The following is a 25,286-nucleotide window of genomic DNA, read 5'->3' as shown; positions in this document are numbered from 1 at the left end:
TTAGGGAATGCTCCCGGTCTGATCCATCCACTCCCCCTGCTTAATGGGAGTACAGCAAAGGTTTAATAAAAAGCGACAGGCAGAACTTCAATCCTATACTAATGAGGCGGTGAAACGGTGGTTCTTATCGAAATGGTTGATCAAATTCCTCTTCCTGCTATGGTACTTCATAAGAATGGACAAGTCCTTTCTTTCAACGAAAAGATGAAAAAAAATGTAGAAGGTGAACTTACCTCCGAATCTCATATCAGCGAAATCTTTCCAGGGTGGGATGTGGCAGCGGAATCCAAGCTTGTGCTTGCTGAAAGAGGAGACACACGGTTTGTTTTTATCCGAAGCTCTTCGTCTGAAGAAGAAACTCACTTATTTATTGGCACAGAAACGAGTGAAATTTCGGCTTTAAAAACGGAAAATGAAGATTTAAAGAAGTTGACCCGGGAACTCGATGCGATTATAGAAAATGCGTATGACGGTATTTATATTACCGATCATAAAGGAGTAACATGGAAAACAAATTCAGCGATCGAGCGGATTACCGGTATACCGAAAGAGTACTACATAGGAAAGAATGTCGATGCCCTGATTAAGCGGGGGATTCTAAAGAGTTCGGTTACCCACCGTGTTGTGAAACAAAAACGAACCGTTTCCCTTGTTCAGGATAATTTTGAAGGGAAAGAAACTCTAATTACAGGAGCACCTGTGTTCAATGAAGACGGAGAAGTCGAAAAAGTCGTTACGAATATCAGGGACTTATCCGACTTGAATGAACTTCAAACAAAATTGAGCAGGATGAATCAATTGAATGACAAGTATAAAAGAGAGCTTGACCTTCTAAAAAATCGCAGGTCGCGATTGGATGGAATTGTCATTCACAGTGAGCCTATGAAGATGATTTATGACACAGCGGAGCGGATCGCTCATGTCAATGCAACCGTCTTAATTCTGGGAGAAACAGGTGTCGGCAAGGATATTCTGGCTAAGCATATTTTTAAAGAAAGTGCGCGTTCCAAAGAGGGAGACTTTATTAAGATCAACTGTGGTGCGATTCCAGGGGACCTCCTTGAGTCTGAGCTGTTTGGTTATGAGCAGGGAGCTTTTACAGGGGCGAATCGTCAAGGAAAGCCGGGGATGTTCGAAATGGCGGATAAAGGTGTGCTTTTCTTAGATGAAGTCGGTGAGCTGCCACTCATGCTGCAGGTCAAACTTCTGAGAGTGCTGCAGGAAAATGAAATTCAGCGGGTCGGCGGGACAAAACCAAGAAAAGTGGATGTCCGTATCATCGCCGCGACCAATCGGGATTTAAAAGAAATGGTCCGAAACGGGGATTTTCGGGAAGATCTGTATTACCGCTTAAACGTTCTTCCTATTTCCATCCCTTCCTTAAAAGACCGTCGGGATGACATTCTTCCTCTAATAGATTTGTTTTTGAAACAGGCAAACGAAAGGTACGGTATGAGAAAACGAGTGGATTCGAATTTGAATGATTTCTTTTTTTCTTATGAGTGGCCGGGAAACATCAGGGAGCTCTCCAATTTAATTGAACGCCTTGTTGTGACAACACCGGAAGATTTGTTGGGAACAGAAAATCTGCCAAAAGAATATCAGGAAACAACAGATTCAATAAACACCGAGTCCTCAATCGTTCCTTTAAAAGAAGCTGTAGAGCTTGCAGAAGCCAGAGTATTAAAAAAGGCTGTAGAGAAATATAAAAATACGTACGAAATTGCACAGGCCCTCCAATCAAGCCAGCCAACGATCGTCCGAAAGCTGAAAAAATATCAATTACAGGTCTGCAAAGGGGAGGATGCTGAATGAAAGTAGGGGTGGCAGGAGCTGGAGCTGTCGGGTGTTACTTTGGAGGAAGACTGGCGGAAGCGGGACATGATGTCACGTTTTTAGCAAGAGGAAGCCATTTGTCTGCTATGAAGAAAGAGGGGCTGTTCATAAAGGAAGAGTCCAGGGGATATGTGGTGGAGGGAAATTTTACAGATGATTATAGAGAGCTGGCAGAATCAGATCTTCTTTTATTTTGTGTGAAGTCTAACGATACAAAAGACATGGCGCAGTCGCTAAAGGCTGAACTAAAGGATACGGCTTATGTCATGACATTACAAAACGGAGTGGAAAATGAAGAGTTTCTGAGCGAAACCTTCGGAGAGGACCGCGTGTTATCCGCGGTCACCTATGTACAGGCAGCCGTCGAAAACCCGGGGGTTATACGTCAGCAGGGAAGAGTGAAGCTCGTTGTCGGAGCACTATCACTAGTCACAAACCCCTCCCCATTTATCGACCTCTTTCAGGAAGCCGGGCTTGATTGCGTGCAATCTGAACAGATTATGGTGAGAAAGTGGAAAAAACTGATGTGGAACGCCACGTTCAATCCTCTTTCTGCTGTGTCTGGTGCACGTGTGGGAGAAATACTGGAAGACAAGGATCTGCGTAGAACAGCAGAAAACATTTGTGACGAAGTCATAACCGTCGCTTCCCACAGCGGAATCCCTGGTGACGCTGAAGCAATGGCTGCACAGATTTTCTCTCGAGCAGAATATGCGAAACAGCACCAGACCTCTATGCTTCAGGATCGTCTTCGTGGAAAGCCGATGGAAGTTGAGGCGATGTGTGGTTACCTTAAGAGGCAGGGGGAAATGAATGGAATCGAAACACCTGCCATCCAATCGATATACAGCGTGCTGAATTTTATGAATCGAAAATTGCGATTCAAAGATGAATCACTGCATTCAAAAACGAATCAACATTAATGGTTATATCCTCTCTTTAATTCAAATATGAATCAAAGAAGAGTGTCTAAAAATGTATAGATGAAACGACTCTTACCCTGAATAAAAAAATAATAAACCTTTAAGGCCCGTCCAGTCTGCTTATGCAGACTTTTTTTATGGATTTTTTTACTGAAACGGTCGAGCTGGCATGAAAATTGCTTGTATAAGAGTGAAGACCAAAAATGAAAGGATGTTATGTACATGGCTGTAACAATTGCTGATGAAATAGAACAAATGAAAGTGATGATCCGAAACTTTGTAGAAAATGAGGTAGAACCTTATGCGCAGCAAATTGAAGACGAGGATGCGATTCCCCCTCATCTTGTAGAAAAAGCAAAGGAACTGGGTTTGTTTGGAATGAGTATCCCTGAAGAATATGGAGGCATTGGACTCAATGCGGTTGGAAAGGCGGTTGTCCTGGAGCAGCTGGGTCGGACGCACAACGGATTTGTTTCCTTAATCAGTGCTCATACCGGAATTGGCAGTACCGGGTTGGTTAAATTGGCATCTGAGTCGTTAAAGCAGAAGTACCTGCCTCAAATGGCAACAGGAGAAAAAATTGCCGCATTTGCTTTATCTGAACCAGGAGCAGGTTCAGATGCGACGAACCTTGCCACCCAGGCAGAGAAAAAAGGCGATCACTGGGTCGTGAATGGAACGAAGCATTTTATTACCAATGCTCCTGTTGCGGATGTGTTTACAGTATTTGCGTTAACAGATCGTGAAAAAGGAGCGAAAGGCGGCATAACGGCCTTTTTAATAGAAAAAGATTTTCCGGGTCTGATCGTTGGAAAGAAAGATAAAAAAATGGGATTGAGAGGATCCTATACAGCTCAAGTCATTTTTGAAGACTGTATCGTTCCCGAAGAAAATGTGATTGGCGAAGTAGGGATGGGATATATTAATGCGCTGAGAATTCTCGGTGAGGGCCGAATAGGTCTGGCAGCAAGAGCCGTAGGATCCTGTGACAAGTTGATTGAGCTGTCTGCGAGTTACGCGAAAGAACGCATTCAATTTGGAAAACCGATTGCAGATAACCAGGCGATTCAATGGATGTTAGCTGATATGGCTACAGAAACAGAAGCGGCAAGAACCCTGACGATGATGGCGGCGGAGAAGGTGGACGAAGGCAAGAAGGTCATTAAGGAAGCATCCATGGCTAAGCTTTTTGCATCGGAAGTCTTTAATAAAGTCGCAGATAAAGCCGTTCAAATCCATGGTGGAATCGGTTATATCGGTGAATACCCGGTCGAACGTTTTTATCGGGATGCCAGAATTACAAAGATTTATGAAGGAACGAATGAAATCCAGCGACTGCTGGTAGCTAGAAAAGTATTGGAAGAAAATTAAACGAAAATTTGTAAGCCCTTACATGTTGAGGGGTTGGAGGTGAACCAAACTGAATAGTGAAACAGCTGAGGTGAAGAAGTTAGACACAACCGTTAAAGAGAAGCCTGCTTTTATTGAAACCCTGTGGAAGGATCGAAAGGAAAAGTGGAATGGATCGAGGATCTTTGTCCTCATCATCAGCCTGCTTGCCATTGGATTGTCCATCTTTCATGTCTACACAGCCGGCTTCGGAACGCTTCCTTCCTGGGAGCAGCGGAGTATCCACGTCTTATGGGCACTGCTCCTGATTTTTATGTTGTTTCCTTTTAGAAAGGGAAAGAAGTTCGGTGTCATGGACGTATTGATTGTCCTTGTTACTTTAGTGACCGCCTACTACATGATCACTGGAGCAGAAATGATTCAAAGCCGTCAAGGAAACATCAGCCAGTCTGACGTCATCTTCGGGACGATCTTCATTGCTCTTGTCCTGGAAGCAACTCGAAGGACGAACGGCATCTTGATGTCGGCTATCGGATTATTCTTTCTTGCTTACATCTTTTTAGGAAGGTACTTTCCGGGAGCACTCGCCCACCCTGGTGTCCGCTATGAAAAAATGGTGGATCATATGTTCAGTGGAACTTTAGGGATCTTCAGTGCACCGATTTACGTCAGTTCTACTGTGCTCATTTTGTTTGTGGTTTTTGGTTCGTTTTTGATGAAGTCTGGAGGAGGACAGTTCTTCACAGATTTCGCTTTTGGTTTGTTCGGCAATAAAACAGGAGGACCGGCGCTCTCTGCTGTAGGATCAAGTGCACTGGTTGCGACCATCACAGGAAATGGAGCGGCTAACGCAGCCATTACAGGTTCTTTTACCATTCCCTTGATGAAAAAACTTGGATACAGCAAAAGATTTTCCGCAGCGGTCGAGGCCGTCGCTTCTCAAGGTGGTCAGATCATGCCGCCGATTATGGGTGCCTCTGTTTTTATTATGGCCGAGACGATTGGCATTCCATATATCAAGATTGCTCTCTATGCGCTCATTCCTGCGATCATTTACTTTTTTATCGCTGGTATGGTGGTTTACTTCCACGCGAAGCGTTTAGAGATGGAGGGCATTCCAAAGGAACAGCTGCCGAACCTTAAGCTTGTCCTGCTGAAACAAAGCTATCTGTTCCTGCCGATTCTGCTGATCATCGGACTGATGATTTATGGCTACAGTCCAATGAAATCCGGCTTTTACGCTATCCTTGCAACTATCGTTTTAAGCTGGATCCGCAGCGCTACAAGAATGAGTTTACTGGATATTTTAGCAGCCCTGGAAAATGGAGCGAGAAATGCGCTTGTTGTTATTGCTGCCTGTGCGACAGCAGGAATTATTGTTGGAGCCGTATCCTTAACAGGTCTTGGGATTACGTTCTCAAGGTTTGTCATTGACGTGGCAGGCGGATCGCTGATTTTATTACTGATTCTGGTGGCAGGTGCATCCATCATTATGGGGATGGGGATGCCGACCGTTTCTGCTTACGTCATATTAGCTGTGCTGGGGGCACCGGCATTGATTGATTTAGGCGTGAACATCGTTGCTGCCCATATGTTTGTGTTTTATTTTGGAGTGCTGTCCGGTTTGACGCCTCCAGTGGCCATAACGGCTTATACAACAGCTGGAATAGCCGGATCGAATCCGACGAAAACCGCCTTCTATGCTATAAAAATCGGGATGGGCGGGTTCTTCATTCCGTTTCTGTTTGTATATAATCCTGAGTTACTTCTTCAGGGAGCGGACACGACACGGATTGTCATTGCTGTTACCAGCGCATTTTTGAGTTGTTTATTCTTTGCAGGAGCCTTGGAGAATTACCTGCTCGGTCCTTTAGGAATGTTGAAGAGACTGCTGCTGTTCACAAGCGCCATCTTGTTGGTCATGCCGGGGTTAATTGGCGATTTAATCGGCCTTTCCCTCGTCATTTTCTTAATCATCTGGCAGAAAAAATCCACGACCTATGTGACGGAAGATTCCAAGCAGATGAGTGGATAAATAAAGAAGGGTGGATATGAATGAAAAAATATATGGTCCTAATCATAACGGTACTTTCTTTTGCGTTCGTTTTAACTGGATGCGGAAGCAGTGATGCAACATCCGGGGATTCGTCAGATAAACCATCTGCACCGGATAAGTTCTTGAAAATCGGCAGCGGACCGATGGGGTCTGGATGGTACCCTATTACGACCGTCATGCTGGATGTTTATATGGATGGGTTTTCCGGATTGAACGTCTCCCAGGTGGAGGGAGGATCGACAGCAAACTTAAAATCCCTTGGAGTGGGAGATATCCAGATGGGTCTGAATTACACGTCTGACTTTACTGCGGCGCTGGATGGGGGAGCAGGATTTGATGAACCAATCTCGGAAGCGTCTGCAATCGGAGCGTTGTATCCGGTCTATCAAACGATTGCCACCACAACCGATCATGATGATATTAATGGCATTGAGGATATTGTTGATAAGCATATTTTCCTTGGTCCAAAAGGCGGCGGTGGTCCAGTTGCCTTCTGGAATATGATGGCGGAGTATGACATTGACGAAGAAACGATAAATGAAGCCGGGGGAGAAATTTCGTACGGAAATTACTCTGATGGAGCTTCTATGCTGAAAGACAACAATGTGGATGTTTTTGTTGGCGGAGGCGCACCATTTATTCCGGCCTTACAGGAGATTGAAATCACGAAGCCGATAAAAGTCATCCCTATTGAAGAAGACAAGCTGAAAAGCATTGAGGAAAAGAAAATCGGGATTTCCTCCGGTGAAATTCCAGCCGATACGTACAAGGATCTAAGTGAACCAATTCCGACATACACAATGGTTACGATGTTATCAGCAAGAAAAGATCTAGATGAAGAGTATGTGTACAATCTGACAAAACTGTTCTGGGATAACATTCCTGCATTTGAAGACCAGATCCCGGAAAGAGCTAAACACTTTACGGTAGACACGGCATTAAATGGGATTGATCCTGAAACGCTGCATCCTGGAGCGAAAAAATACTATGAGGAAGTTGGAGAATTAGAATAAGTGAGAGGGAGGAGTTGGATTGAATTCTTTAAAGAATCGAAAATGGTACGAATCTTATACGCCTGAAATGAAAAAGGAAATGAACGTACCGGAAGTTCCTTTGTATAAGCTCTTAGAACAAACGGTGGAGCAGTATGGGACAAGGACAGCCATCATTTTTGAAGGCATGAAGATCTCATACTCGCAGTTAAAAGATCGAGTCGATCGCTTAGCCGGGTCCTGGGATACCCTTGGACTTGAGAAAGGCGAAAGAATCGGTTTGATGATTTCCAATCATCCTGATTATGTAATCGCCTATTATGCTGCACAAAGGCTGGGACTTATAGTTGTGCAGATCAACCCGCGATACACAGCGAGGGAACTTTTGCAGATTATGCGTGACTCTGACATGGATTACCTGATTGCAGAAGAATCCCGTTTTTCCAGTGTAGAGGAAATGAGTGAGATCAACGATTTGAAACACCTGTTTCTATCAGGAGGAAACGCAGACGACCCTCGTTCCTTAGTTCATCTTATTCAAAAAGACACACCGGTAACCAAAGAGGTCCCTATCTCTGTAAAAGAAGATGTGGCGGTCATTCAATATACAGGAGGCACCACCGGAAAGATGAAAGGGGCCATGCTCACTCATTTCAACTTAGTGGCAAACGTCGTCCAAAGCCACACCATGTATGGAGAGAAGATGGCCAGGGGCGAGGAAATGGTGTTGACAGCAACGCCGCTCTATCATGTGTACGCCATGACGAGTGCGATGAATCTTGGAATCTATATTGGTGCTACGATTCTACTTATCCGCAAGTTTGAGGTTAATGATGTACTGGAGAACATCAAGACATACCAGCCCACCTTCTTCCCAGGTGTGCCGGGAATGTACAATGCCTTTGTTAATCATTCAGAAGTGGAATTGTACGGCTTAGACTGCTTAAAGTTCTGCTCAAGCGGTTCAGCACCGCTTCCGATAGAGATTATCAAACGGTTTGAGAGCTTAACAGGTGCTGTGATCGGAGAGGGATTTGGTTTGACGGAAGCTTCCCCTTCTACTCACCGAAATCCTACGAGTGGAGTAAGAAAAGTAGGCAGCATTGGCATTCCACTGCCTGGGACAGATAGTAAGGTAGTGGATGAAGATAATCAGGAACTGCCTGAAAATAGTGTAGGAGAATTAGTGATTAAAGGTCCGCAGATTATGAAGGGGTATTGGAAGAAGGAAGATGAAACCAATCATGCGCTAAGAAGCGGATGGCTCTATACCGGCGATCTGGCAATGACAGATGATGATGGATATTTCTATATTGTCGGCCGTAAGAAGGAAATGATTATTAACGGCGGCTTCAATATTTACCCGCAGGAAATTGAAAGCGTTTTATATGAACATCCTGACGTGAAAGAATCTGCTGTTGTAGGCATTCCAGATCAGGAAAAAGGAGAAATCGTTAAAGCTTATGTGGTCGCAAAAGAAGGGCACAGCATTGATTTAGAAGAGCTGAAAGGTCACTGCTACCGCAACTTAACCCGTTATAAAGTTCCAAAGCAATTTGAAATCACTCATGAGCTGCCAAGAAATACCGTTGGAAAACTATTGAAACGCAAACTTGTTGAAAAAGAGAAAAGAAATGCCGCGAAGGAGGACTCAATCTCATGATTTCCAATCCTATTCATAAAGTTGCCGTCATAGGTGCCGGTGCAATGGGAAGCCAGATTGCAATGGTTTGTGCACTGCAGGGCTATCCCGTATTCTTAAATGACCTTAAAGAAGAACAGTTACAGCAGGCGAAAGAAGAATTGGAAAAAAGAATGCGCCGTAGTGTGGAGAAGAACCGCCTGACAGAACAGCAGGTACAGGAAGCGTTTGATCATCTCACGATGGGAACATCGCTTTCAGATGTTCATGATGCAGACCTTGTCATTGAAGCGGTTGTTGAAAAATTGGATGTGAAGAGGAGCTTATTCAAACAGCTGGATGAAATCACTGCGCCTGGTGCCATCCTTGCCACGAACAGTTCAACGATTGTCAGTTCTAAAATAGCGGATGCAACAAGCCGTCCAGAGCAGGTGTGTAACCTTCATTTCTTTAATCCGCCTCTTGTTATGGAGTTGGTTGAAGTCGTGAAAGGGCCGCATACATCTGAAGATACAGCTCAGCGAGCCTTTCAATTTGTGAAAAGTATAAATAAAACTCCAGTTATGCTGCAAAAAGAAATCTCTGGGTTTATCGCCAACCGAATTCTCGGGAAGCTGATGGATGAAGCCGTCTTTCTCCTTGAGAACGGCTACGCCACTCACGAAGAAATCGATACGGTTTGTACGAAAGCTTTAAATCATCCTATCGGTCCTTTTTCGTTAATGGATTTAACAGGACTTGATGTGAATTATTTCGTCCGCATGCAGCGATTTGAAGAATCTGGAGATGAAGCGGATCGTCCAGCGAAAATCGTAGAAGAAAAAGTAAATAAAGGAGAGCTCGGCCGCAAAACAGGTAAGGGCTTTTACCAATACAGCTGAGTCCTGACAGGCACTTTAAATAGATACGTATGAAACATGGTACGAATAAGGTTTCTGCCTATGAACAGGGGTTTTAAAACGTAAGGAATGGATGACACAAAGGTGGTGGGTGAGGATGATTCAGAACGTGAGTATCATAGGAGCGGGCACGATGGGCAGAGGGGTGGCTTTTGTCTGTGCTTTCTCCGGATTATCTGTTTCTGTTCAGGATAAATTTGAACAGGGACTGGACAATTGCAGGAGTTATATAGAAAGGCAGTTCCAGAAGAGTATAGAAAAAGGAAAATTGTCATGGCAGGAAGCAGAAGAGCGTATGAAACAGATAACCTATCATCAGGAAATACAACCAGCTGTTGCCGAAGCGCAGCTTGTAATCGAAGCAGTTCCAGAAGTGATGGAGCTGAAAGTGGAAATCTTTAAGGAGCTGGACCGGTGTGCTCCCAAAAGGGCTGTTCTCGCGACCAATACATCGACGATGAGTCCGACCGAAATTTCTGCACAAACGTCAAGACCTGATCAATGTATTGCTCTTCACTTCTTCAATCCTGTACCAAAGATGAAGCTGATTGAAGTGATCTGCGGGCTGGAAACATCAGAAGAGACGATTCAACGATCGTTCGAGTTTGGAGAATCCATTGGAAAAGAGTGCGTGAAAATTAACGAGTATCCCGGATTTGCCGTTAGTCGTATGAACTGCCTGATCGGAAATGAAGCCATGAATATGGTCATGGAAGGGGTAGGTTCAGTTGAAGATATTGATAAAGCGATGAATCTAGGATTGAACCATCCGATGGGCCCATTGGAACTCGCGGACCTGGTTGGTTTGGATACCCGGCTTCGGAATATGGAGTACCTTCATAAAACGTTAGGCGAGAAGTACCGTCCGTGTCCAATCTTAACGAAGTATGTGAAGGCAGGACATTTAGGCAGGAAGACAGGCAGAGGGTTTTATACGTATTCGTAAGAGAGGGAGAGATATACATGGATTTTAGACTAGATGAAGATATTGAAACGCTGAAAAAAGGCGTGCGTGATTTTGTTCAGACAGAAGTAGAAGCGGCGGCCATGGAGATCGAAAAAGAAGATCAAATCCCTGACCGGATTATTGAAATGTCTAAGGAAATGGGGCTGTTTGGTCTTAGTATCCCCGAGGAGTATGGGGGCTTAGGCATAGGCATGGTCGGTAAATGTGCGTTATATGAAGAAATAGGTGCAACGCATAATGGCTTTACAACTTTGATTGGTGCTCATACCGGTATTGGGACTGTTGGAATCGTAGAGCTTGGAAATGACGAGCAGAAACAAAAGTATCTGCCGGCACTTGCCAGCGGAGATTCCATCGGGGCATTTGCCCTGACAGAACCCAGCGCGGGTTCCAATGCAACCAACCTTAAGACAACCGCTGAGAGAAAAGGCGATAAATATATCCTGAATGGAACCAAGCATTACATCACGAATGCAACCGTGGCTGATGTCTTCACCGTTATGGCTGTGACAGATGCTTCTAAAGGAGCGAAAGGAATCACCTCCTTCATTATCGAAAAAGATTTTCCTGGTTTCAAAGTCGGAGCCATTGAGCCGAAGATGGGGCTGCACGGCTCGCATTCTGCTGAGATTATTTTAGAAGATTGTGAAGTTCCCGTTGAAAACGTATTAGGAGAAGAAGGGCAGGGGTACGTGAATGCCTTGAAAATACTGGCGAATGGACGGGCAGGTCTTGCGGCCAGGAACCTTGGATCCTGCCAGAAACTGCTTGATCTCTCCATGCAGTATACACAGGAGCGGGAGCAGTTTGGTGTTCCGATAATCGAGCATCAGGCGGTCGCTCACATGGTATCGGAAATGGCGGTTGAAACAGAAGCGCTCCGCTCATTTACCTATCGGGTCGCATGGATGGTTGATCAAGGGAAAAAAGTGATTAAAGAAGCAGCGATGCTGAAATTATACGGTTCTGAAGTCTATAACCGTGTTGCTGATAAAGCCGTCCAGGTTCATGGAGGAATCGGGTATATTTCAGACTACCCAATTGAACGGTTCTTCCGGGATGCGCGTATTACCAGGATTTATGAAGGTACATCAGAAATACAAAAAAATATCATATCCGGACAGCTGAAGAAAGAATATGCACTATAAAGGAGGATGGAAATGAACGAAGAAATCGTAATTGTCAGTGCCGTACGAACACCGATTGGACGCTATGGAGGTTCATTGAAGAATGAATCATCCGGACATTTGGCGGCAGCTGCCATCAAAGAAGCGGTTGATCGTGCAGGGGTGTCATTAGAACAGATCGATGAAGTCATTATGGGAGAAGTCCGGCAGACGACAGAGTCTTCCAATGTAGCCAGAGTCGCTGCTTTAAGGGCGGGCATTCCTGAAGCTTCCCCTGCCTATACCATTAATCGTTTATGCGCATCTGGTATGCAGTGTATCGCTTCAGGTGTCCAGCAGATCGCTTTTGAACAGGCCGATATCGTAGTTGCAGGTGGAACAGAAAGCATGAGCCGTTCTCCTCTCTATCTTCGAAACGCGCGATTTGGCGGAGACCGGACCCAGTTGGTGGATTCCAATACCGAAGCAGGTCAGCAGCCAAAAGAAATCTATGGCAGCAATCTTGGTATGGGTATCACAGCTGAAAATGTAGCAGAACGTTACAACGTAACAAGAGAAGACCAAGACGCTTTTGCTATAGAAAGTCAGCGGAGAGCATCTAAAGCGATCGAAGAAGGTCGGTTTAAAGATGAGATTGTCCCTGTCGAGGTGAAAGAGAAGAAATCGGTGTTTACTTGTGATACGGATGAACACCCAAGGCCGAACACCACACTGGAGAAGCTTTCCAGCCTGCGTCCTGCATTTAAAGAAAATGGTACAGTAACGGCGGGGAATGCGTGCGGCCGAAATGACGGAGCCACCGCGCTCGTTCTTATGCGCGCCTCTAAAGCACGGGAATTAGGATTAACGCCTATGGCAAAAATCGTTGATTGGGCGACAGCGGGTGTTTCTCCGGATTTAATGGGGATAGGGCCGGTACCAGCTGTGAAGAGACTGTTAGAGCGTACCCATAAACAAGTGTCTGATATTGGTCTAGTAGAGTTGAATGAAGCCTTTGCCTCTCAATCGTTAGCGGTTATCCGTGAGCTTGGGCTCGATCAAGAGAAGGTTAATGTGAACGGTGGAGCCATTGCCCTGGGACACCCCGTTGGTGCAAGTGGAGCGCGAATCGTTACCACCCTTCTCCATGAAATGAAAAGGAGAGAAGAACAGATCGGCGTTGCCACCTTATGTGCCGGCGGCGGGCAGGGGATGGCGATCATGGTCGAACGAATGTAAAGCTTGAGGGGGGTCTTACCGTGCAGGATCATTCTGCTTTTTTTGATCATATCGGGTACAAAAAACACGTGGATAAAAAGAGCCGTGTTACTCTCGATCTCCCTGTTAAATCCGAGGTCGTAAACGAGGATGGGACTCTTTCGCCGGGTTTATTTTCCACCATGCTCGACATCGTCATTGGATCTACGGTTAATGAGGAATTCAAGAGTCCTGCCAGTACGATCAATTTGAATACGACTTACTTTGATTTGTCCAACAAGGGCCCTTATAGAGCTTATGCGTCTATCACCCACCAGGCGGAGAAGGTAATCACCGGTGAAGGGATCGTAGAAGATTGCTTTGGAGAAATGGCTGCAAAAGGAATCGGCACGTTTAAGTTATTATCTGAATCAAAGCAGTAGGAAAGGATGAGAAATCATGGCATTAGAAAACATTGAATACGTAAGGCAGGATCAGCTGGCTTTCATTACGATCAATCGTCCGGATGTTCGAAATGCGTTGAATAAACAGACCTTAGATGAAATGGAAGAGGCACTGGATCGAGCTTCTAAAGATCCAGAAGTCGGGATTGTCATCTTCACAGGCAAAGGCGAAAAGTCCTTCGCGGCAGGGGCTGATATCAGCCAGTTGACGGAAAAAACAGCAGTCGATGCCCTTCAGTCGAACGGTATGCAGCAAATCTATGACAAGATTGAGAGCTTTGAAAAACCGACGATCGCCATGATTAATGGTTTTGCTTTGGGCGGTGGATGCGAACTGGCCATGAGTTGTGATATTCGAATTGCCTCCACCCAGGCTAAATTAGGCCTTCCAGAACTGAACCTCTCGATCATCCCTGGAGCAGGTGGAACGCAGAGACTGGCTCGTTTAGTCGGGAAGGGAAAGGCGCTTGAGATGATCTTGACAGGGAAAATCATTGACGCTGAAGAAGCTTTAAGAATTGGGCTGGTTACAGAAGTTGTATCCCCTGAAGCACTGCTGGAAGAAGTGGAAAAAGTCAGCGCCAAGATTCTGGCTAAAGGACCACTTGCTGTACAACTCGCTAAGGTATCTGTTCATATGGGTGCAGAGACAGATATGAAGACAGGACTTATGCTGGAGAAGCTCTCTCAGGCTGTCCTGTTTAACTCAGAGGATAAAAACGAGGGAACAACCGCGTTCCTTGAGAAGAGACCGCCTCTTTTTCAAGGCAGGTAATGAAGGAGGAAGGACAGATGAAAACCATTGAGGATGTGAGGGAGAGCTTTGAAGCGAGTCCTTTCTTTTCCCATATCGGCTTTGAAATTATGCGGTTTGAAGAAGGGGATGTTCTTCTAAAACTGCCCATTCATGAAAAATTACACAACGTCAATGGCACCTTACATGGAGGTGTTCATGCGACCATGCTGGATCTTGTCTTAGGTATGGCAATCCGGTCGACGACAAAGACACGCTGCACGACGATGAACTTAAACCTTAATTATCTTGCTCCTGTGGCCGGTGGAGAGATCACCGCTACTGGGAGAATCCTTAAGCAGGGATATCGAATCGTTACAGCTGAAGGAGAGTTATACGATCAAGAAGGTTCGATGCTGGCAAAAGGAATAGGGACATTTAAGTTAATCCGTGATGAATAGCAGAAGGTGTGGGGACTTGAATAGGAGCCCCGCACCTTTTGTTGTGAGTTAAAAAAATCACAGCTGGACATACTCGTATAAAAAAGAGGTGTTCATATGGAAAATGGTGAAGGGAATTTCATGAAGGGACTGTTGTGGGCCATCGTTCTTTCTGTTCCGATCTGGGCCGTCATTTTCATTCTTCTTTATTTGTGGTTATAATCATGGATTTGTAGATGGTACATAAACATTTCCCGGGAAATTTGTCGTAACCTTAGAGAACTTATGTTGAGGGAGCAGGCGCCTTTAATAGGTGCTTCGAGTCAGATGTGTGGAAAGAGTCGTTTTCTGTAAATAAATGAAAAGTCTATTGACAGAAAATTATAAAAGATATAAGATAATGGTAGAAAGCAGCCCTGTAGAGAGGCAGCCCCTTTCACAATCCGGTTGCAATAAGCGAACGTAAACGTAAATACTGTAACTGTAAAACTGTTCAGTCTCTGTGAACCAGAGATTCTTCCGCAGTTTAAAGCCAGTTTTTCCTTCATAGGGGAAGACTGGCTTTTTTCTATCTTATGGGCCCGTAAGATGAAAAACCAATTAAATTCTGGAGGGTGTTCCTATGTGTGCATTAGAAGTGAAAAAAGAACAATTGTCATCATTTACTGGAAAAGGATATTCCATTCAACCGCATGAAAAGCACGACCGCTTATATTCTATCGAACTGGAAGAACAGGTGATCCATCAATTCCTGGATGAGGTTAAGGACATTAGTGATGAGCAGCTCGAATATATTCCTTATCAGCGTTTATTAGTCGCCAACACGCTTCTGGAATTAACGGATGAAGTGTTTGGACATACAATCCGCCGCATACTGAACGACCGTACCTCAGGCGGGTTTACAATCGGACTGCAGGGAATTACAACGGATGCTCAAGATTACGTGAAATTCTCAACAGCGTTAAGCCATATTGCTGGAATTCCGAACTTTGATGCCATGTCGAAGAAATACTATGCCCGCTTTTCCGTTAAACACACAGATGACAGTGACTCTTATCTCCGCCAGGCATACAGAAGATTTACGCTTCATACAGATGGAACCTATGTAGATGAGCCGACAGACTGGCTGCTTATGATGAAAATGGAGGAGGAAAATGCTGTAGGTGGAAGTTCAAGGCTCCTTCATCTTGATGAATGGGAAGATTTTGATTACTTCTATAACCATGCACTGGCTTCCCACCCTTTCACGTACAAAGCACCAGCGAGTAAAAATGTGTCAGAGGACGTCCATCGGAAAACTTTTTATACATGGAATAACCAGCCGTGTATCTGCTTTATTGATCAATTTGTCTATCCTGAAACCATTCGCCAGGCACAATATTTAAAAGAGCTTTCTCAATCGATGGAAAATTCAACAGGAATTGTTGAATTAGAACTGCCTGTTGGAGACTTAGTTATGCTAAACAACCGTTTCTGGCTTCATGGAAGAGGCGGATTTGAAAAAAATACAGAATTGCACAGAGAATTGCTTCGCCAAAGAGGTCGATTCGTTCAGTAGCAGGAGGTCATGTTGATGTATGATTATGTGATTATTGGAGGCGGAATTGTAGGATTATCCACAGCTTATGCGCTCGTGAGAAAGTATCCGGACGCGCGTATCGTAGTGGTTGAGAAAGAAACTGAAATTTCCGCCCACCAGACAGGAAGAAACAGTGGAGTCATCCATTCAGGCGTTTACTACAAGCCGGGTAGTTTAAAAGCAAGGATGGCTGTCCAGGGGCGGAACTCCATGGTGAAATTCTGCCAGGATAACGGCATCCCCCATGAAGTCTGTGGCAAGGTCCTTGTTGCAACAGATAAAGAGGAACTGCCACGCATGGAAGCTTTATATGAACGCGTTCAGCAAAATGGCTTGAATGTCTCCAGAATTGACCGCGATGAATTGAGAGAAATTGAGCCTTATGTAGATGGGCTGGCCGGTTTGAAAGTACCTTCGACAGGGATAGTGAACTATAAGAAGGTCAGTGAAAAAATTAAGGAGTTGCTGGAACAGGCAGGGGTGGAGTTTTTATTAGGTTCCGCTGTGGTCGATATAACAGAGCGTAAGGAAGAAGTTGTGATTGACACGACAGAAAAAAGCCTGCATTCCCGTTATATGATCAACTGCGCAGGACTCTTCAGTGACCGTCTTGTTAAGATGGCGGGCATCCATACAGATGTTAGGATTGTTCCTTTCCGCGGTGAGTATTTTGAGTTGACTGAGGAAAAAACTCATTTAGTAAAAGGGCTGATTTATCCAATTCCTAATCCCGACTTTCCGTTTTTAGGGGTTCATTTAACGAAAATGATGGACGGAGGCGTTCATGCAGGACCGAATGCCGTGCTGAGCTTTAAGCGTGAAGGCTATCAAAAAACGGACTTTCATTGGAAGGACACCTTGGATGTCCTGTCTTTTCCAGGGTTTTGGAAAATGGCAGGTTCGAATGTGAAAGAAGGGATGAAAGAGATGGTCCGCTCTTTTCATAAAAAAAGCTTTGTCAAAAGTCTGCAGCGTCTTGTACCTGACATCCAGGCAGAAGATGTGGTTCCGACAGATGCAGGTGTGCGTGCCCAGGCCATGCTGAAGAACGGACAGCTGGTTGATGATTTTCATATCATCACAGGCAAACGTTCGGTTCATGTATGCAACGCACCATCACCAGCCGCAACCGCTTCTCTGGAAATCGGCAAAGAAATCGCCAAAAAGCTCCCTGAATTAAAAGCCTTGAAAGTAGTATAAATACAAGTCTATTAAAATTAGAAAATATTTTAATAAAGCTAAAAAAGAAGGACCAGAACAAATCTGGTCCTTCTTTTTATTGGTGATAGAGATATTGTTTGTGAGAATCCTTCAGCGCGGCCTCAAGCGCATTGCCGGCTTTACCTAAATAGCCTTCTTTTAAGCGGGCAATGGGTTCCTCAATTCCGTCTTTCAGGCTGTACCCTTTTAATAGAGACTTGATAAACTCTCTTCCATGCTCGGTAGCGAGCGTACAGGAGGCATCCACAATCACCCCGTATTTTTTGTCAATTTCCAGTGTTAGAGTAAGAGATTCCGAAATATGATTGGCTGCGATACCTGTAGGCAGTTTTGAATGGCCTGCAACAAAAATAGTTTTCATCATGATGGCTCCTTTCAGTCGTGTTCCTTTAGTTTCATCACTTCATTAAACAGCTTGTCTCCAATGACGGGTCTGGCTTCTTTATAGACGGATTCCAGCGCATCTTCCCAAAGCTGCTTTTGTTGATCGTTCAGATAGTGGACTTCGATGGCATCTGTGCGTTTCATTTCCCGAAGCTGACTATCGTTCATCTCAATGGAGTGCCTCCAGCTCCAATCTGTCGTTTCGGCCATCGTTTTCTGGATAATGTCCTGATGTTCTTTTGACAGTTCCTTCCAGAATATTTCATTCATTAACACAACATACCCTAAATACCCGTGATTGCTGATGGTCATATGGTCCTGAGTTTCATACAATTTCTTGGTGTAAATGTTGGATGCAGTATTTTCTTGTCCATTGATAAAATCTACGTCAAGATTTTCATAGATTTTATTAAAAGGAAGGACACTGGTGCTTGCCCCAAGCGCTTGATATTGAGCTTTAATGACAGGGCTCGGCATAATTCTGAAATGCATCAACTTAAAATCTGAAGGGCGGAGGAGAGGATCTTCACTGCTTGTCATCTGTTTGTAGCCGTTATACCAGAAGCTCAATCCCTTAACTTGATCGTTTTTCAGTTCCGTTAACAGGGTTTGTCCAATCGGACCTTCATACGCTTTTTTCACATCCTTGTATGTAGGAAAAGCAAAGGGCAGGTCGAGAACTTGCCATTTTGGAAATTTGTCCGTAAGTTTTGACGTAGCTGGAGCAATCATTTGAATATGGTTGTTTTTTAAAGCCTGATACTCATTCTGGTCGTTATAGAGGGTCCCGTTGGCATGAATTTCGACTTTAATTTCTCCATCTGTGCGCTTCTGGATAAGAGAAGCAAACTTCCTCACTGCTTGTCCTTTAGGTGTGTTTTCTGCAGCTACATGGCTGAACTTAATGACAATTTCATCTTCTAATCCTTCTTGTTCATCATCGTATTCCAGGGGTTCTGAAGCTTCCCCTAGTCCAAATCCAAAAAAAAGAGCCGTAAAAATCCCGGTGAAAATAAATAGACTGATAGCGAAGAAGGCTTTCAATGCTAAAACCCCTTGGAATCGTTTACATCAGTGTACCATAATTCAACATTTAAGTGATACACTAGAAAAAGAGAGGGGGATGCGTAGAATGTCCCTAAAGCAGATGCCGATACGATGGAAGATTACGATTCTATCTTTTGGGATTGTTCTTTTCTCCATTCTTATTGGCGGAATCATCATAGTTGGGCATACGATTGAGAATAGGGAGAAATCACTGGGTGAACAAGCACTTGTTACCGGGCGTACAGTAGCTAACCTGCCGGAGGTCAAAGAAGGTCTTATGGAGTCTGAAGGGTGGACAACGATCAACCCTATGGTAGAAAGGATACGAACAATCAATCGTTCCGATTATATCGTCGTTCTGAACATGAACCGTGTGCGCTATTCCCACCCTGTTGAAGAGAAACTTGGTACGTTATCCTCAGGGAAAGATGAAGGACCGGCGTTCGCTGAACACACCTATATCTCAAAAGCGAAGGGTGAATCAGGCGTAGCTGTAAGAGGGTTTGTCCCGGTTATGAATGAGGGTCTTGAACAAATTGGTGTGGTGGTAGTTGGGAACTTTCTGCCTTCCATACAAGAAGTTCTATGGGGAATTAAAAATGAAATTTTATTCGTGCTGTCGCTGACTTCTTTATTTGGAATCATTGGTTCCTGGCTTCTTGCCCGTCATCTCAAGAAACAGACCTTCCGTCTTGAACCTCACGAAATCGTACAGCTCTTCGAAGAACGAACAGCTGCCTTCCAGGCCATGAATGAAGGGATCATTGTGATTGATCAATCCGGCGTGATTTCGATGATGAATGGAAAAGCAAAGCAGCTTCTTCATTTAAATAAGGATTATACCCGCTCTCCGATCAGGGAGGTTGTTCCGGAGGTCCGTTTTTATGATGCCTTACATGCAGGAGAGGCGGATTATAATAAGGAACTTCGGCTGGGGAGCACGGTGATCTTATATACAACTGTGCCTATGAAAGTAGAAAATGAGATTATCGGGGCGGTTATGATTTTCCAGGATCGAACAGATGTGACCAAGCTCGCAGAGGAATTGACTGGTGTGAAAGCCTTCGTCGACGCCCTCCGCGTACAGAACCATGAACACTTGAACAAATTACATACGATTGCCGGTTTGATTCAATTAGACCAAAAGGAGCAGGCGCTGAATTTCGTATTTGAGACCTCAGAGAAACAGGAGGAATTGTCTGGGTTTCTCGTATCAAAGTTTAAAGATTACAGCCTGTCCGGATTACTGCTTAGTAAAGTGAGCAGAGGAAAAGAACTGGACATTGAGGTCACAGTCGATGAGCAGAGTGTTTTAAAAGTCTATCCTTATCTACTGGATGAACATGATTTTGTCTTGATTATAGGAAACCTGATTGAAAATGCCTTCCATGCTTTTGATGAGGTGAAGCGTGAACAGAAATGGATTGATGTATCCATTATTCAGGATAAAGAGTACTGCGCCATCACTGTAGAGGATAATGGAAAAGGGATGTCGTCTGAGCATCAGAACAAAGCTTTCCATAAGGGATTTACAACCAAAGGGAAAAAAGGGTCGGGAATTGGTTTATATTTAGTGAAAAATATTGTAGATAAAGGCCGGGGAAGTCTTGAAATCATTTCACAGACCGGTGAAGGGACAAGTGTGATGATTCAACTGCCGATGTTCGTAAAGGAGAATTCGTATGAGCAAACAGTCAAAAATGATCAACGTGTTATTGATAGAAGATGATCCCATGGTACAAGAAGTGAATCGACAATTTATTGAAAAGGTTTCTCCTTTCAAAGTCATCGCCACAGCTTCCAATGGAGAGGAAGGGGTGGAGTGTGCAGTTAAACTTTCTCCAGATCTCATTATTCTCGACATTTATATGCCGGAGCTTGATGGAGTGGAAACTCTAAAAGAAATTCGATCACGAGCGATAGACTCAGACGTCATCGTTGTTACAGCGGCTAAAGAAAAAGAAACCATTCGTTCTATGTTTCAATACGGAATTGTGGACTACATTATTAAACCTTTTAAGTATGAACGCCTTCAACAGTCTTTACTTCACTACAAAACTTTTCGCACACAGGTAAGCGGTGATGGTGATTTAAGCCAAAGTCAAGTGGATGATCTAATCGGAGGTTACAGTGAAAAAGAGGTAAGGAACCTGCCTAAAGGCCTGAACCAGCAGACATTGGAACAGATCACTCAATTCCTCGTACCATACACAACGCCACTTTCAGCGGAAGAAGTGGCTGACGGACTTGGAATGGCTCGAGTAACCGCCCGCCGCTATTTGGAATATTTACAGAAGAACGGGGAGGTCGAAATAGATATTCAATATGGCGGAGTCGGTAGACCAGTCAACCGCTATCAGTTAAAAACATAGACGTCCTGCTTAAAAGCAGGGCGTTTTTTTTGTTCTTTGATGGGGAAGATCGTGCCTCCTTACTCAGTTCATTGTTCGCTCTGGTGTCTTGGCGACCTCTTTCTCCCGTAGGAGGCTCACCAGCACCAGCAGGAAGCGGGGGGGTTCCTGGTCCATCTTACACTCAACGAAAGCCGACGGAAACATTCTCTCGACCTCAAGTCTTCAACAATGCTGGTTTTTTGTTGAAACCTAAAATAACAATACAAAAATTTAACAGAGTACTGGTTAAAAAAGACCAAAAAGACCAAAACGTTCAATATGTCCAAAACATTCAAATGGATAACTGGAAGCGTTATCATTATTGTTAGAATATTACGAATTAGGGGGATGCATTTATGTACAAACGATTATTACTTGTATTAGCCTTAGTGCTTACTACATTTTTAGCAGCATGCGGTGGTGAGGGTGATTCAGAAGGGGCTTCCAGCTCAGGAGGTTCCGGTGCTGAATCAATTGTGCTGGGTACTGGAGGGACTTCAGGAACCTATTACCCGATTGGTGGAGCACTTAAGCCCGTACTGGAAGAAAGTGAAAATATCGACAATGTGACAGTTGAATCCACTGGTGCCTCAGTTGCAAATATCCAAAACATTAAGGATGGCTTAAACCAAATGGCGATCATTATGAGTGATGTTGGGTATGACGCGATTGAAGGACAGGGTCAGTTCGAAGGAAATTCTGTTGACGTTCAAGCGATGGCAGGAATGTATCAGAACGTTGTACAAGTTGTCGCCTTGAAGGACAGCGGGATTACTTCTATGGAAGACCTCGAAGGAAAAAAAGTAGGCGTTGGTAAAGTTGGTTCAGGCGTTGAACAAAGTGCTAAAAAAGTACTGGAAGCGGTTGATTTAACGTATGACGATCTTTCCAAAGTCACGCATACAGGCTATGCGGACAGTGTGCAGGAAATGAAAAATGGCAACTTAGATGCAGCCTTTTTCACATCAGGCGTGCCGAACAGCAACATTACGGATTTGATGCAGCAGACGGATATCACTTTTGTTCAAATCAATGGAGAAACGGCAGATGCCTTAATGGAGAAATATCCATTCTATAAAGCAAACACGATTGAAGCAGGCGATGAAGCTCGTTATAACCTTGATGAACCGGTGGAAACCGTGGGGATTCAAAATATGATTATTGTTTCAAAAGACTTGAGTGAGGATGTCGTTTATGACATGACCAAACGTTATTATGAGTATCTTGGCACAGAAGAAGTGTCTGTCGGAGCTCTAAAACAGCTGGATCGTGACGAAATCGCCAAAGGTCTTATCGCTCCCCTTCACCCGGGTGCGAAGAAATTTTATGAAGAACAAGGCATTCTAGAGTAAAGGAAACAGGGCATCGATCCGGTGCCCTTTTTTATACGATGAAATGGATAAAAAGGTTGTCCATCACCGCTGTAGTCTTCGGCCTTTTTCTTCTTCTTTCCTTTATAAAGGTATCGACTTTTACCATTACTTCAGATGGCCATGTGGAAGACTTTCACCTTTATGATGAAAAACAGGAGTTTCGAATCCGATGGAAACATTCCGTGGAAAAAGAAGAATGGGAAGAGATGTTTGAACTGAGTGAAGGGTCCATCTCTTTGACGGGTACCCGCTTTAAGACCTTTGGTGCCGGGGTGCCTAGTGATACGGGAGATGAAACGTATATCAAAGATGGATGGGTCTATATGATGGGGATCGATCAGAACATAGGAAAGATACTGAGGATTCGTACCGGAAAGGATACAGACCATCGAGTTTATTATGGAAAGGATTCCATTCTCCCTCTGGAGGAAAAACAGGCGTATCAACTTTCTGTACGTCAGCAGTCTATGTTGTCTGCTATAAGAGATTATATATTCGTAGAAACGAGAGGTGAGCACAGATGATGAATAAACAGGAAAGTAAAACCGCAGAGCAGTACGACCGTGAAAGTACAACGAGAGTGAAGATCGCAAAGCCAATTGCATTGACGATTTCCGTATTGGCGATAGCGTTGTCCTTGTTCCATTTATACACTTCCTATGCAGGATCTTTAGTGGATATAAAACAACGGAGTATCCACCTTTACACGTTGATGACCCTGGGTTTTCTTATGTATCCATTCATCAGAAAAAGAGGGAGCAGGGGCGTTCCTTTTTATGACTATATCACATCGGGATTGTCTTTGTTTGTTGCGATCTACATGCTGATGACAGCTGAACGGATTATACAATCAGGCGGTCAGATCAATGATATGGACTTCTATGTAGGAATTCTGGTTTTGGTGCTATTATTTGATATTACCCGGCGCGTGACGGGATGGGGATTGACGCTGTTAGGTCTTGGTTTTTTAATTTATGGATTTTACGTAAAGTTGTCGATCTATCCTGACTTGAACATGACGATTGTAACAAGTGTTTCCAAGCAGATTATTTCTCAGCTCGTGTTTATTACTGAAGGTGTGCTGGGCACGGCTATCGGGGTATCTGCCAGTTATATTATTCTGTTCATTTTGTTTGGAGCTTTCCTTGGACGCTCCGGAATGGGCCAATTGTTCAATGACTTAGCACTTGCGGTTGCCGGCCACACGAAAGGCGGACCGGCGAAAGTGGCTGTTATTGCCAGTGGTTTTCTTGGCTCAATCAACGGCTCGGCCATTGCGAATGTCGTGACTACAGGGACGTTCACCATCCCGTTGATGAAAAAAATCGGCTACAAAAAGAACTTTGCTGGAGCGGTCGAATCAGCTGCAAGTGTAGGTGGGCAGATTCTTCCTCCGATTATGGGTGCCGCCGCTTTTATCATGGCTGAGAACCTGAATGTCGCCTACACGAAAATTATACTCGCAGGAATTATTCCGGCCCTTTTGTTTTATGTTGGGATCCTTCTGCAGGTTCATTTCCGTGCAGCAAAGAGAGGGTTAAAAGGCCTGCCGAAAAGTGAGCTGCCTTCTTTAAAAGATGTCCTCGTCGAGCGTGGTCACTTGATTATTCCGATGTTGACACTGCTTTATTTATTATTCTCTGGTAAGACTCCTTTTTACGCAGCTTTTTGGTCTATCATTGCAACCATCGTTATTGCAGGTTCAAAGAGAATGCTGCCTATTATCATCGGTGTATCTCTTTTCCTCATTTTCCAGCCTCAATTGTCTGCATTGATTACTGGGAGCAGCATGCCTAATGTCAGAAGTGACTGGTGGGAACTTGTAATTATTCTCGTTATTCCACTCGTCATTAATGTGTGGAGGAAGTATTTGAAGATTGTCGGTGATGAAGTTGGCGTGATGGACTGTCTCAGAGCTTTAGAAGAAGGAGCAAAAACGACAGTTCCAGTAGCTATTGCCTGCGGTGCTGTTGGGATTGTCGTAGGTATCGCTTCCCTGACAGGGGTCGCTCTGGAAATCGCCAATAGTATAGTAAGTATCGGAAGTGCTGTGAACAGCCCTCTCATTCAACTTCTGATTACACTGGTGTTAACCATGATTACTTCTATTATTCTTGGAATGGGACTGCCGAGTATTCCGACGTATATTATAACGAGTACGATGGCCGCGCCGATCCTTCTGCAGCTTCCTCTTTATCGTGAGCTGGCTGGATCTACGGAAACGGCGACATTCATAGCCCATATGTTTGTCTTCTACTTTGGTATTTTCGCTAATATTACACCTCCAGTTGCCCTGGCTGCATTTGCAGGCGCAGGGGTTGCGGGGGGAGATCCGAATAAGACAGGATTTCAGGCGATGAAGCTTGCCATTGCAGGGTTTATTGTTCCGTTTATGTTTGTTTTCTCTCATGAAATGCTCATGATTGACGCAACGATTCTCAACATCTTAGTCATTACCGTCACCTCGCTGATCGGGGTCTTCCTCTTGTCCATCATGACCGAAGGATACTTAAAAGTAAGCGTGCCGATGTGGATGAGAGTAGGAGCTGGAATAGGTGCATTGCTGCTTATCTATCCCGGCATCGTCACAGATCTGATTGGATTATCGATCTTCCTTCTTGTCCTTTTTACAAATTTGAAGAGACCAAACGAACTTCAGGAACAGCGTTCAGCGCTTTAATGAA

Annotated in this window: 22 protein-coding genes; 20 read left to right on the top strand and 2 right to left on the bottom strand. The window is 44.4% G+C overall.

From position 1 onward, the window contains the following. Nucleotides 1-117 precede the first annotated feature (117 nt). The 15 genes from LC036_RS08095 to lhgO all read left to right on the top strand — a co-directional run bounded on the left by LC036_RS08095 (nucleotide 118) and on the right by lhgO (nucleotide 17,384). The gene (locus LC036_RS08095; protein WP_226580813.1) at nucleotides 118-1,815 is read left to right on the top strand and encodes a sigma-54 interaction domain-containing protein; all 1,698 of its coding nucleotides are present in this window, start codon (nucleotides 118-120) and stop codon (nucleotides 1,813-1,815) included. Beyond that, nucleotides 1,812-2,759 carry a ketopantoate reductase family protein gene (locus LC036_RS08090; RefSeq protein ID WP_226580810.1) on the top strand — a complete coding sequence of 316 codons (948 nt, stop codon included), beginning with the start codon at nucleotides 1,812-1,814 and terminating at the stop codon, nucleotides 2,757-2,759. Before LC036_RS08095 ends, LC036_RS08090 begins: the two co-directional genes overlap by 4 nt. Nucleotides 2,760-2,981: 222 nt before the next feature. Further along, nucleotides 2,982-4,130, top strand: a complete 1,149-nt coding sequence (locus LC036_RS08085) for an acyl-CoA dehydrogenase family protein (RefSeq protein ID WP_226580807.1) — start codon at nucleotides 2,982-2,984, stop codon at nucleotides 4,128-4,130. A 70-nt stretch (nucleotides 4,131-4,200) separates the two neighbouring features. Further along, nucleotides 4,201-6,144, top strand: a complete 1,944-nt coding sequence (locus LC036_RS08080; RefSeq protein WP_226580803.1) for a TRAP transporter permease — start codon at nucleotides 4,201-4,203, stop codon at nucleotides 6,142-6,144. Between the two features lie 20 nt (nucleotides 6,145-6,164). After that, nucleotides 6,165-7,178: a TAXI family TRAP transporter solute-binding subunit gene (locus tag LC036_RS08075; protein ID WP_226580801.1), complete on the top strand. Its 1,014-nt coding sequence runs from the start codon at nucleotides 6,165-6,167 to the stop codon at nucleotides 7,176-7,178. 19 nt (nucleotides 7,179-7,197) lie between these two features. Next, entirely contained in the window at nucleotides 7,198-8,820 is a 1,623-nt protein-coding gene (locus LC036_RS08070; RefSeq protein WP_226580798.1) for a long-chain-fatty-acid--CoA ligase, read from the top strand. Next, a complete protein-coding gene (locus LC036_RS08065) occupies nucleotides 8,817-9,680 on the top strand; it encodes a 3-hydroxyacyl-CoA dehydrogenase family protein (protein ID WP_226580794.1) in 864 nt (287 codons plus the stop codon). The genes LC036_RS08070 and LC036_RS08065 overlap by 4 nt, the downstream gene beginning before the upstream one ends. A 118-nt stretch (nucleotides 9,681-9,798) precedes the next feature. Next, nucleotides 9,799-10,644 carry a 3-hydroxyacyl-CoA dehydrogenase family protein gene (locus LC036_RS08060; RefSeq protein ID WP_226582458.1) on the top strand — a complete coding sequence of 282 codons (846 nt, stop codon included), beginning with the start codon at nucleotides 9,799-9,801 and terminating at the stop codon, nucleotides 10,642-10,644. A gap of 17 nt (nucleotides 10,645-10,661) precedes the next feature. Next, the gene (locus LC036_RS08055; RefSeq protein ID WP_226580791.1) at nucleotides 10,662-11,813 is read left to right on the top strand and encodes an acyl-CoA dehydrogenase family protein; all 1,152 of its coding nucleotides are present in this window, start codon (nucleotides 10,662-10,664) and stop codon (nucleotides 11,811-11,813) included. Nucleotides 11,814-11,825: 12 nt separating this feature from the next. Beyond that, nucleotides 11,826-13,010 carry a thiolase family protein gene (locus LC036_RS08050; protein WP_226580789.1) on the top strand — a complete coding sequence of 395 codons (1,185 nt, stop codon included), beginning with the start codon at nucleotides 11,826-11,828 and terminating at the stop codon, nucleotides 13,008-13,010. Then, entirely contained in the window at nucleotides 12,962-13,411 is a 450-nt protein-coding gene (locus LC036_RS08045; protein ID WP_226580786.1) for a PaaI family thioesterase, read from the top strand. The genes LC036_RS08050 and LC036_RS08045 overlap by 49 nt, the downstream gene beginning before the upstream one ends. Nucleotides 13,412-13,427: 16 nt before the next feature. Further along, nucleotides 13,428-14,207, top strand: coding sequence for an enoyl-CoA hydratase/isomerase family protein (locus tag LC036_RS08040; RefSeq protein ID WP_226580784.1), 780 nt, complete (start codon nucleotides 13,428-13,430; stop codon nucleotides 14,205-14,207). Nucleotides 14,208-14,224: 17 nt separating this feature from the next. Then, complete coding sequence (locus LC036_RS08035) at nucleotides 14,225-14,626, top strand: PaaI family thioesterase (RefSeq protein ID WP_226580782.1); 402 nt, start codon at nucleotides 14,225-14,227, stop codon at nucleotides 14,624-14,626. Between the two features lie 601 nt (nucleotides 14,627-15,227). Then, nucleotides 15,228-16,163: a glutarate dioxygenase GlaH gene (gene glaH / locus LC036_RS08030; protein WP_226580780.1), complete on the top strand. Its 936-nt coding sequence runs from the start codon at nucleotides 15,228-15,230 to the stop codon at nucleotides 16,161-16,163. A 15-nt stretch (nucleotides 16,164-16,178) separates the two neighbouring features. Beyond that, nucleotides 16,179-17,384: an L-2-hydroxyglutarate oxidase gene (gene lhgO / locus LC036_RS08025; RefSeq protein ID WP_226580778.1), complete on the top strand. Its 1,206-nt coding sequence runs from the start codon at nucleotides 16,179-16,181 to the stop codon at nucleotides 17,382-17,384. Nucleotides 17,385-17,460: 76 nt separating this feature from the next. Here the strand turns inward: lhgO and LC036_RS08020 are convergent, their stop codons facing one another. Next, nucleotides 17,461-17,766 (bottom strand): DUF3870 domain-containing protein, encoded by a 306-nt coding sequence (locus LC036_RS08020; protein WP_226580776.1) that lies wholly within the window; start codon nucleotides 17,764-17,766, stop codon nucleotides 17,461-17,463. Between the two features lie 14 nt (nucleotides 17,767-17,780). After that, a complete protein-coding gene (locus LC036_RS08015; protein ID WP_226580773.1) occupies nucleotides 17,781-18,833 on the bottom strand; it encodes a DctP family TRAP transporter solute-binding subunit in 1,053 nt (350 codons plus the stop codon). Between the two features lie 103 nt (nucleotides 18,834-18,936). Here LC036_RS08015 and LC036_RS08010 point away from each other — a divergent pair, with 103 nt between their 5' ends. From LC036_RS08010 to LC036_RS07990, 5 genes are all read left to right on the top strand, one after another. Continuing rightward, the gene (locus LC036_RS08010; RefSeq protein WP_319004445.1) at nucleotides 18,937-20,565 is read left to right on the top strand and encodes a sensor histidine kinase; all 1,629 of its coding nucleotides are present in this window, start codon (nucleotides 18,937-18,939) and stop codon (nucleotides 20,563-20,565) included. Next, the gene (locus tag LC036_RS08005) at nucleotides 20,537-21,208 is read left to right on the top strand and encodes a response regulator (protein WP_226582455.1); all 672 of its coding nucleotides are present in this window, start codon (nucleotides 20,537-20,539) and stop codon (nucleotides 21,206-21,208) included. Before LC036_RS08010 ends, LC036_RS08005 begins: the two co-directional genes overlap by 29 nt. A 377-nt stretch (nucleotides 21,209-21,585) precedes the next feature. Continuing rightward, the gene (locus LC036_RS08000; RefSeq protein ID WP_226580767.1) at nucleotides 21,586-22,581 is read left to right on the top strand and encodes a TAXI family TRAP transporter solute-binding subunit; all 996 of its coding nucleotides are present in this window, start codon (nucleotides 21,586-21,588) and stop codon (nucleotides 22,579-22,581) included. Between the two features lie 38 nt (nucleotides 22,582-22,619). Continuing rightward, nucleotides 22,620-23,126 carry a DUF1850 domain-containing protein gene (locus LC036_RS07995; protein ID WP_226580764.1) on the top strand — a complete coding sequence of 169 codons (507 nt, stop codon included), beginning with the start codon at nucleotides 22,620-22,622 and terminating at the stop codon, nucleotides 23,124-23,126. Then, on the top strand, nucleotides 23,123-25,282 hold the full coding sequence (locus LC036_RS07990; RefSeq protein WP_226580761.1) for a TRAP transporter permease: 2,160 nt from the start codon (nucleotides 23,123-23,125) through the stop codon (nucleotides 25,280-25,282). Before LC036_RS07995 ends, LC036_RS07990 begins: the two co-directional genes overlap by 4 nt. Nucleotides 25,283-25,286 lie beyond the last annotated feature (4 nt).

The sequence above is a fragment of the Halobacillus litoralis genome, from assembly GCF_020524025.1.
Lineage (GTDB): Bacteria > Bacillota > Bacilli > Bacillales > Halobacillaceae > Halobacillus > Halobacillus litoralis_D.
This window is presented reverse-complemented; position numbering and strand designations above follow the sequence as displayed.

What these genes read in the sequence shown, in the direction of transcription:
- LC036_RS08090 (WP_226580810.1), top strand. Translation starts at nt 1,812, where the DNA reads ATGAAAGTAGGGGTGGCAGGAGCTGGAGCTGTCGGGTGTTACTTTGGA.
- LC036_RS08085 (WP_226580807.1), top strand. Translation starts at nt 2,982, where the DNA reads ATGGCTGTAACAATTGCTGATGAAATAGAACAAATGAAAGTGATGATC.
- LC036_RS08075 (WP_226580801.1), top strand. Translation starts at nt 6,165, where the DNA reads ATGAAAAAATATATGGTCCTAATCATAACGGTACTTTCTTTTGCGTTC.
- LC036_RS08065 (WP_226580794.1), top strand. Translation starts at nt 8,817, where the DNA reads ATGATTTCCAATCCTATTCATAAAGTTGCCGTCATAGGTGCCGGTGCA.
- LC036_RS08055 (WP_226580791.1), top strand. Translation starts at nt 10,662, where the DNA reads ATGGATTTTAGACTAGATGAAGATATTGAAACGCTGAAAAAAGGCGTG.
- LC036_RS08050 (WP_226580789.1), top strand. Translation starts at nt 11,826, where the DNA reads ATGAACGAAGAAATCGTAATTGTCAGTGCCGTACGAACACCGATTGGA.
- LC036_RS08045 (WP_226580786.1), top strand. Translation starts at nt 12,962, where the DNA reads ATGTGCCGGCGGCGGGCAGGGGATGGCGATCATGGTCGAACGAATGTA.
- LC036_RS08040 (WP_226580784.1), top strand. Translation starts at nt 13,428, where the DNA reads ATGGCATTAGAAAACATTGAATACGTAAGGCAGGATCAGCTGGCTTTC.
- LC036_RS08035 (WP_226580782.1), top strand. Translation starts at nt 14,225, where the DNA reads ATGAAAACCATTGAGGATGTGAGGGAGAGCTTTGAAGCGAGTCCTTTC.
- glaH (WP_226580780.1), top strand. Translation starts at nt 15,228, where the DNA reads ATGTGTGCATTAGAAGTGAAAAAAGAACAATTGTCATCATTTACTGGA.
- lhgO (WP_226580778.1), top strand. Translation starts at nt 16,179, where the DNA reads ATGTATGATTATGTGATTATTGGAGGCGGAATTGTAGGATTATCCACA.
- LC036_RS08020 (WP_226580776.1), bottom strand. Translation starts at nt 17,766, where the DNA reads ATGAAAACTATTTTTGTTGCAGGCCATTCAAAACTGCCTACAGGTATC.
- LC036_RS08010 (WP_319004445.1), top strand. Translation starts at nt 18,937, where the DNA reads ATGCCGATACGATGGAAGATTACGATTCTATCTTTTGGGATTGTTCTT.
- LC036_RS08005 (WP_226582455.1), top strand. Translation starts at nt 20,537, where the DNA reads ATGATCAACGTGTTATTGATAGAAGATGATCCCATGGTACAAGAAGTG.
- LC036_RS08000 (WP_226580767.1), top strand. Translation starts at nt 21,586, where the DNA reads ATGTACAAACGATTATTACTTGTATTAGCCTTAGTGCTTACTACATTT.
- LC036_RS07995 (WP_226580764.1), top strand. Translation starts at nt 22,620, where the DNA reads ATGAAATGGATAAAAAGGTTGTCCATCACCGCTGTAGTCTTCGGCCTT.
- LC036_RS07990 (WP_226580761.1), top strand. Translation starts at nt 23,123, where the DNA reads ATGATGAATAAACAGGAAAGTAAAACCGCAGAGCAGTACGACCGTGAA.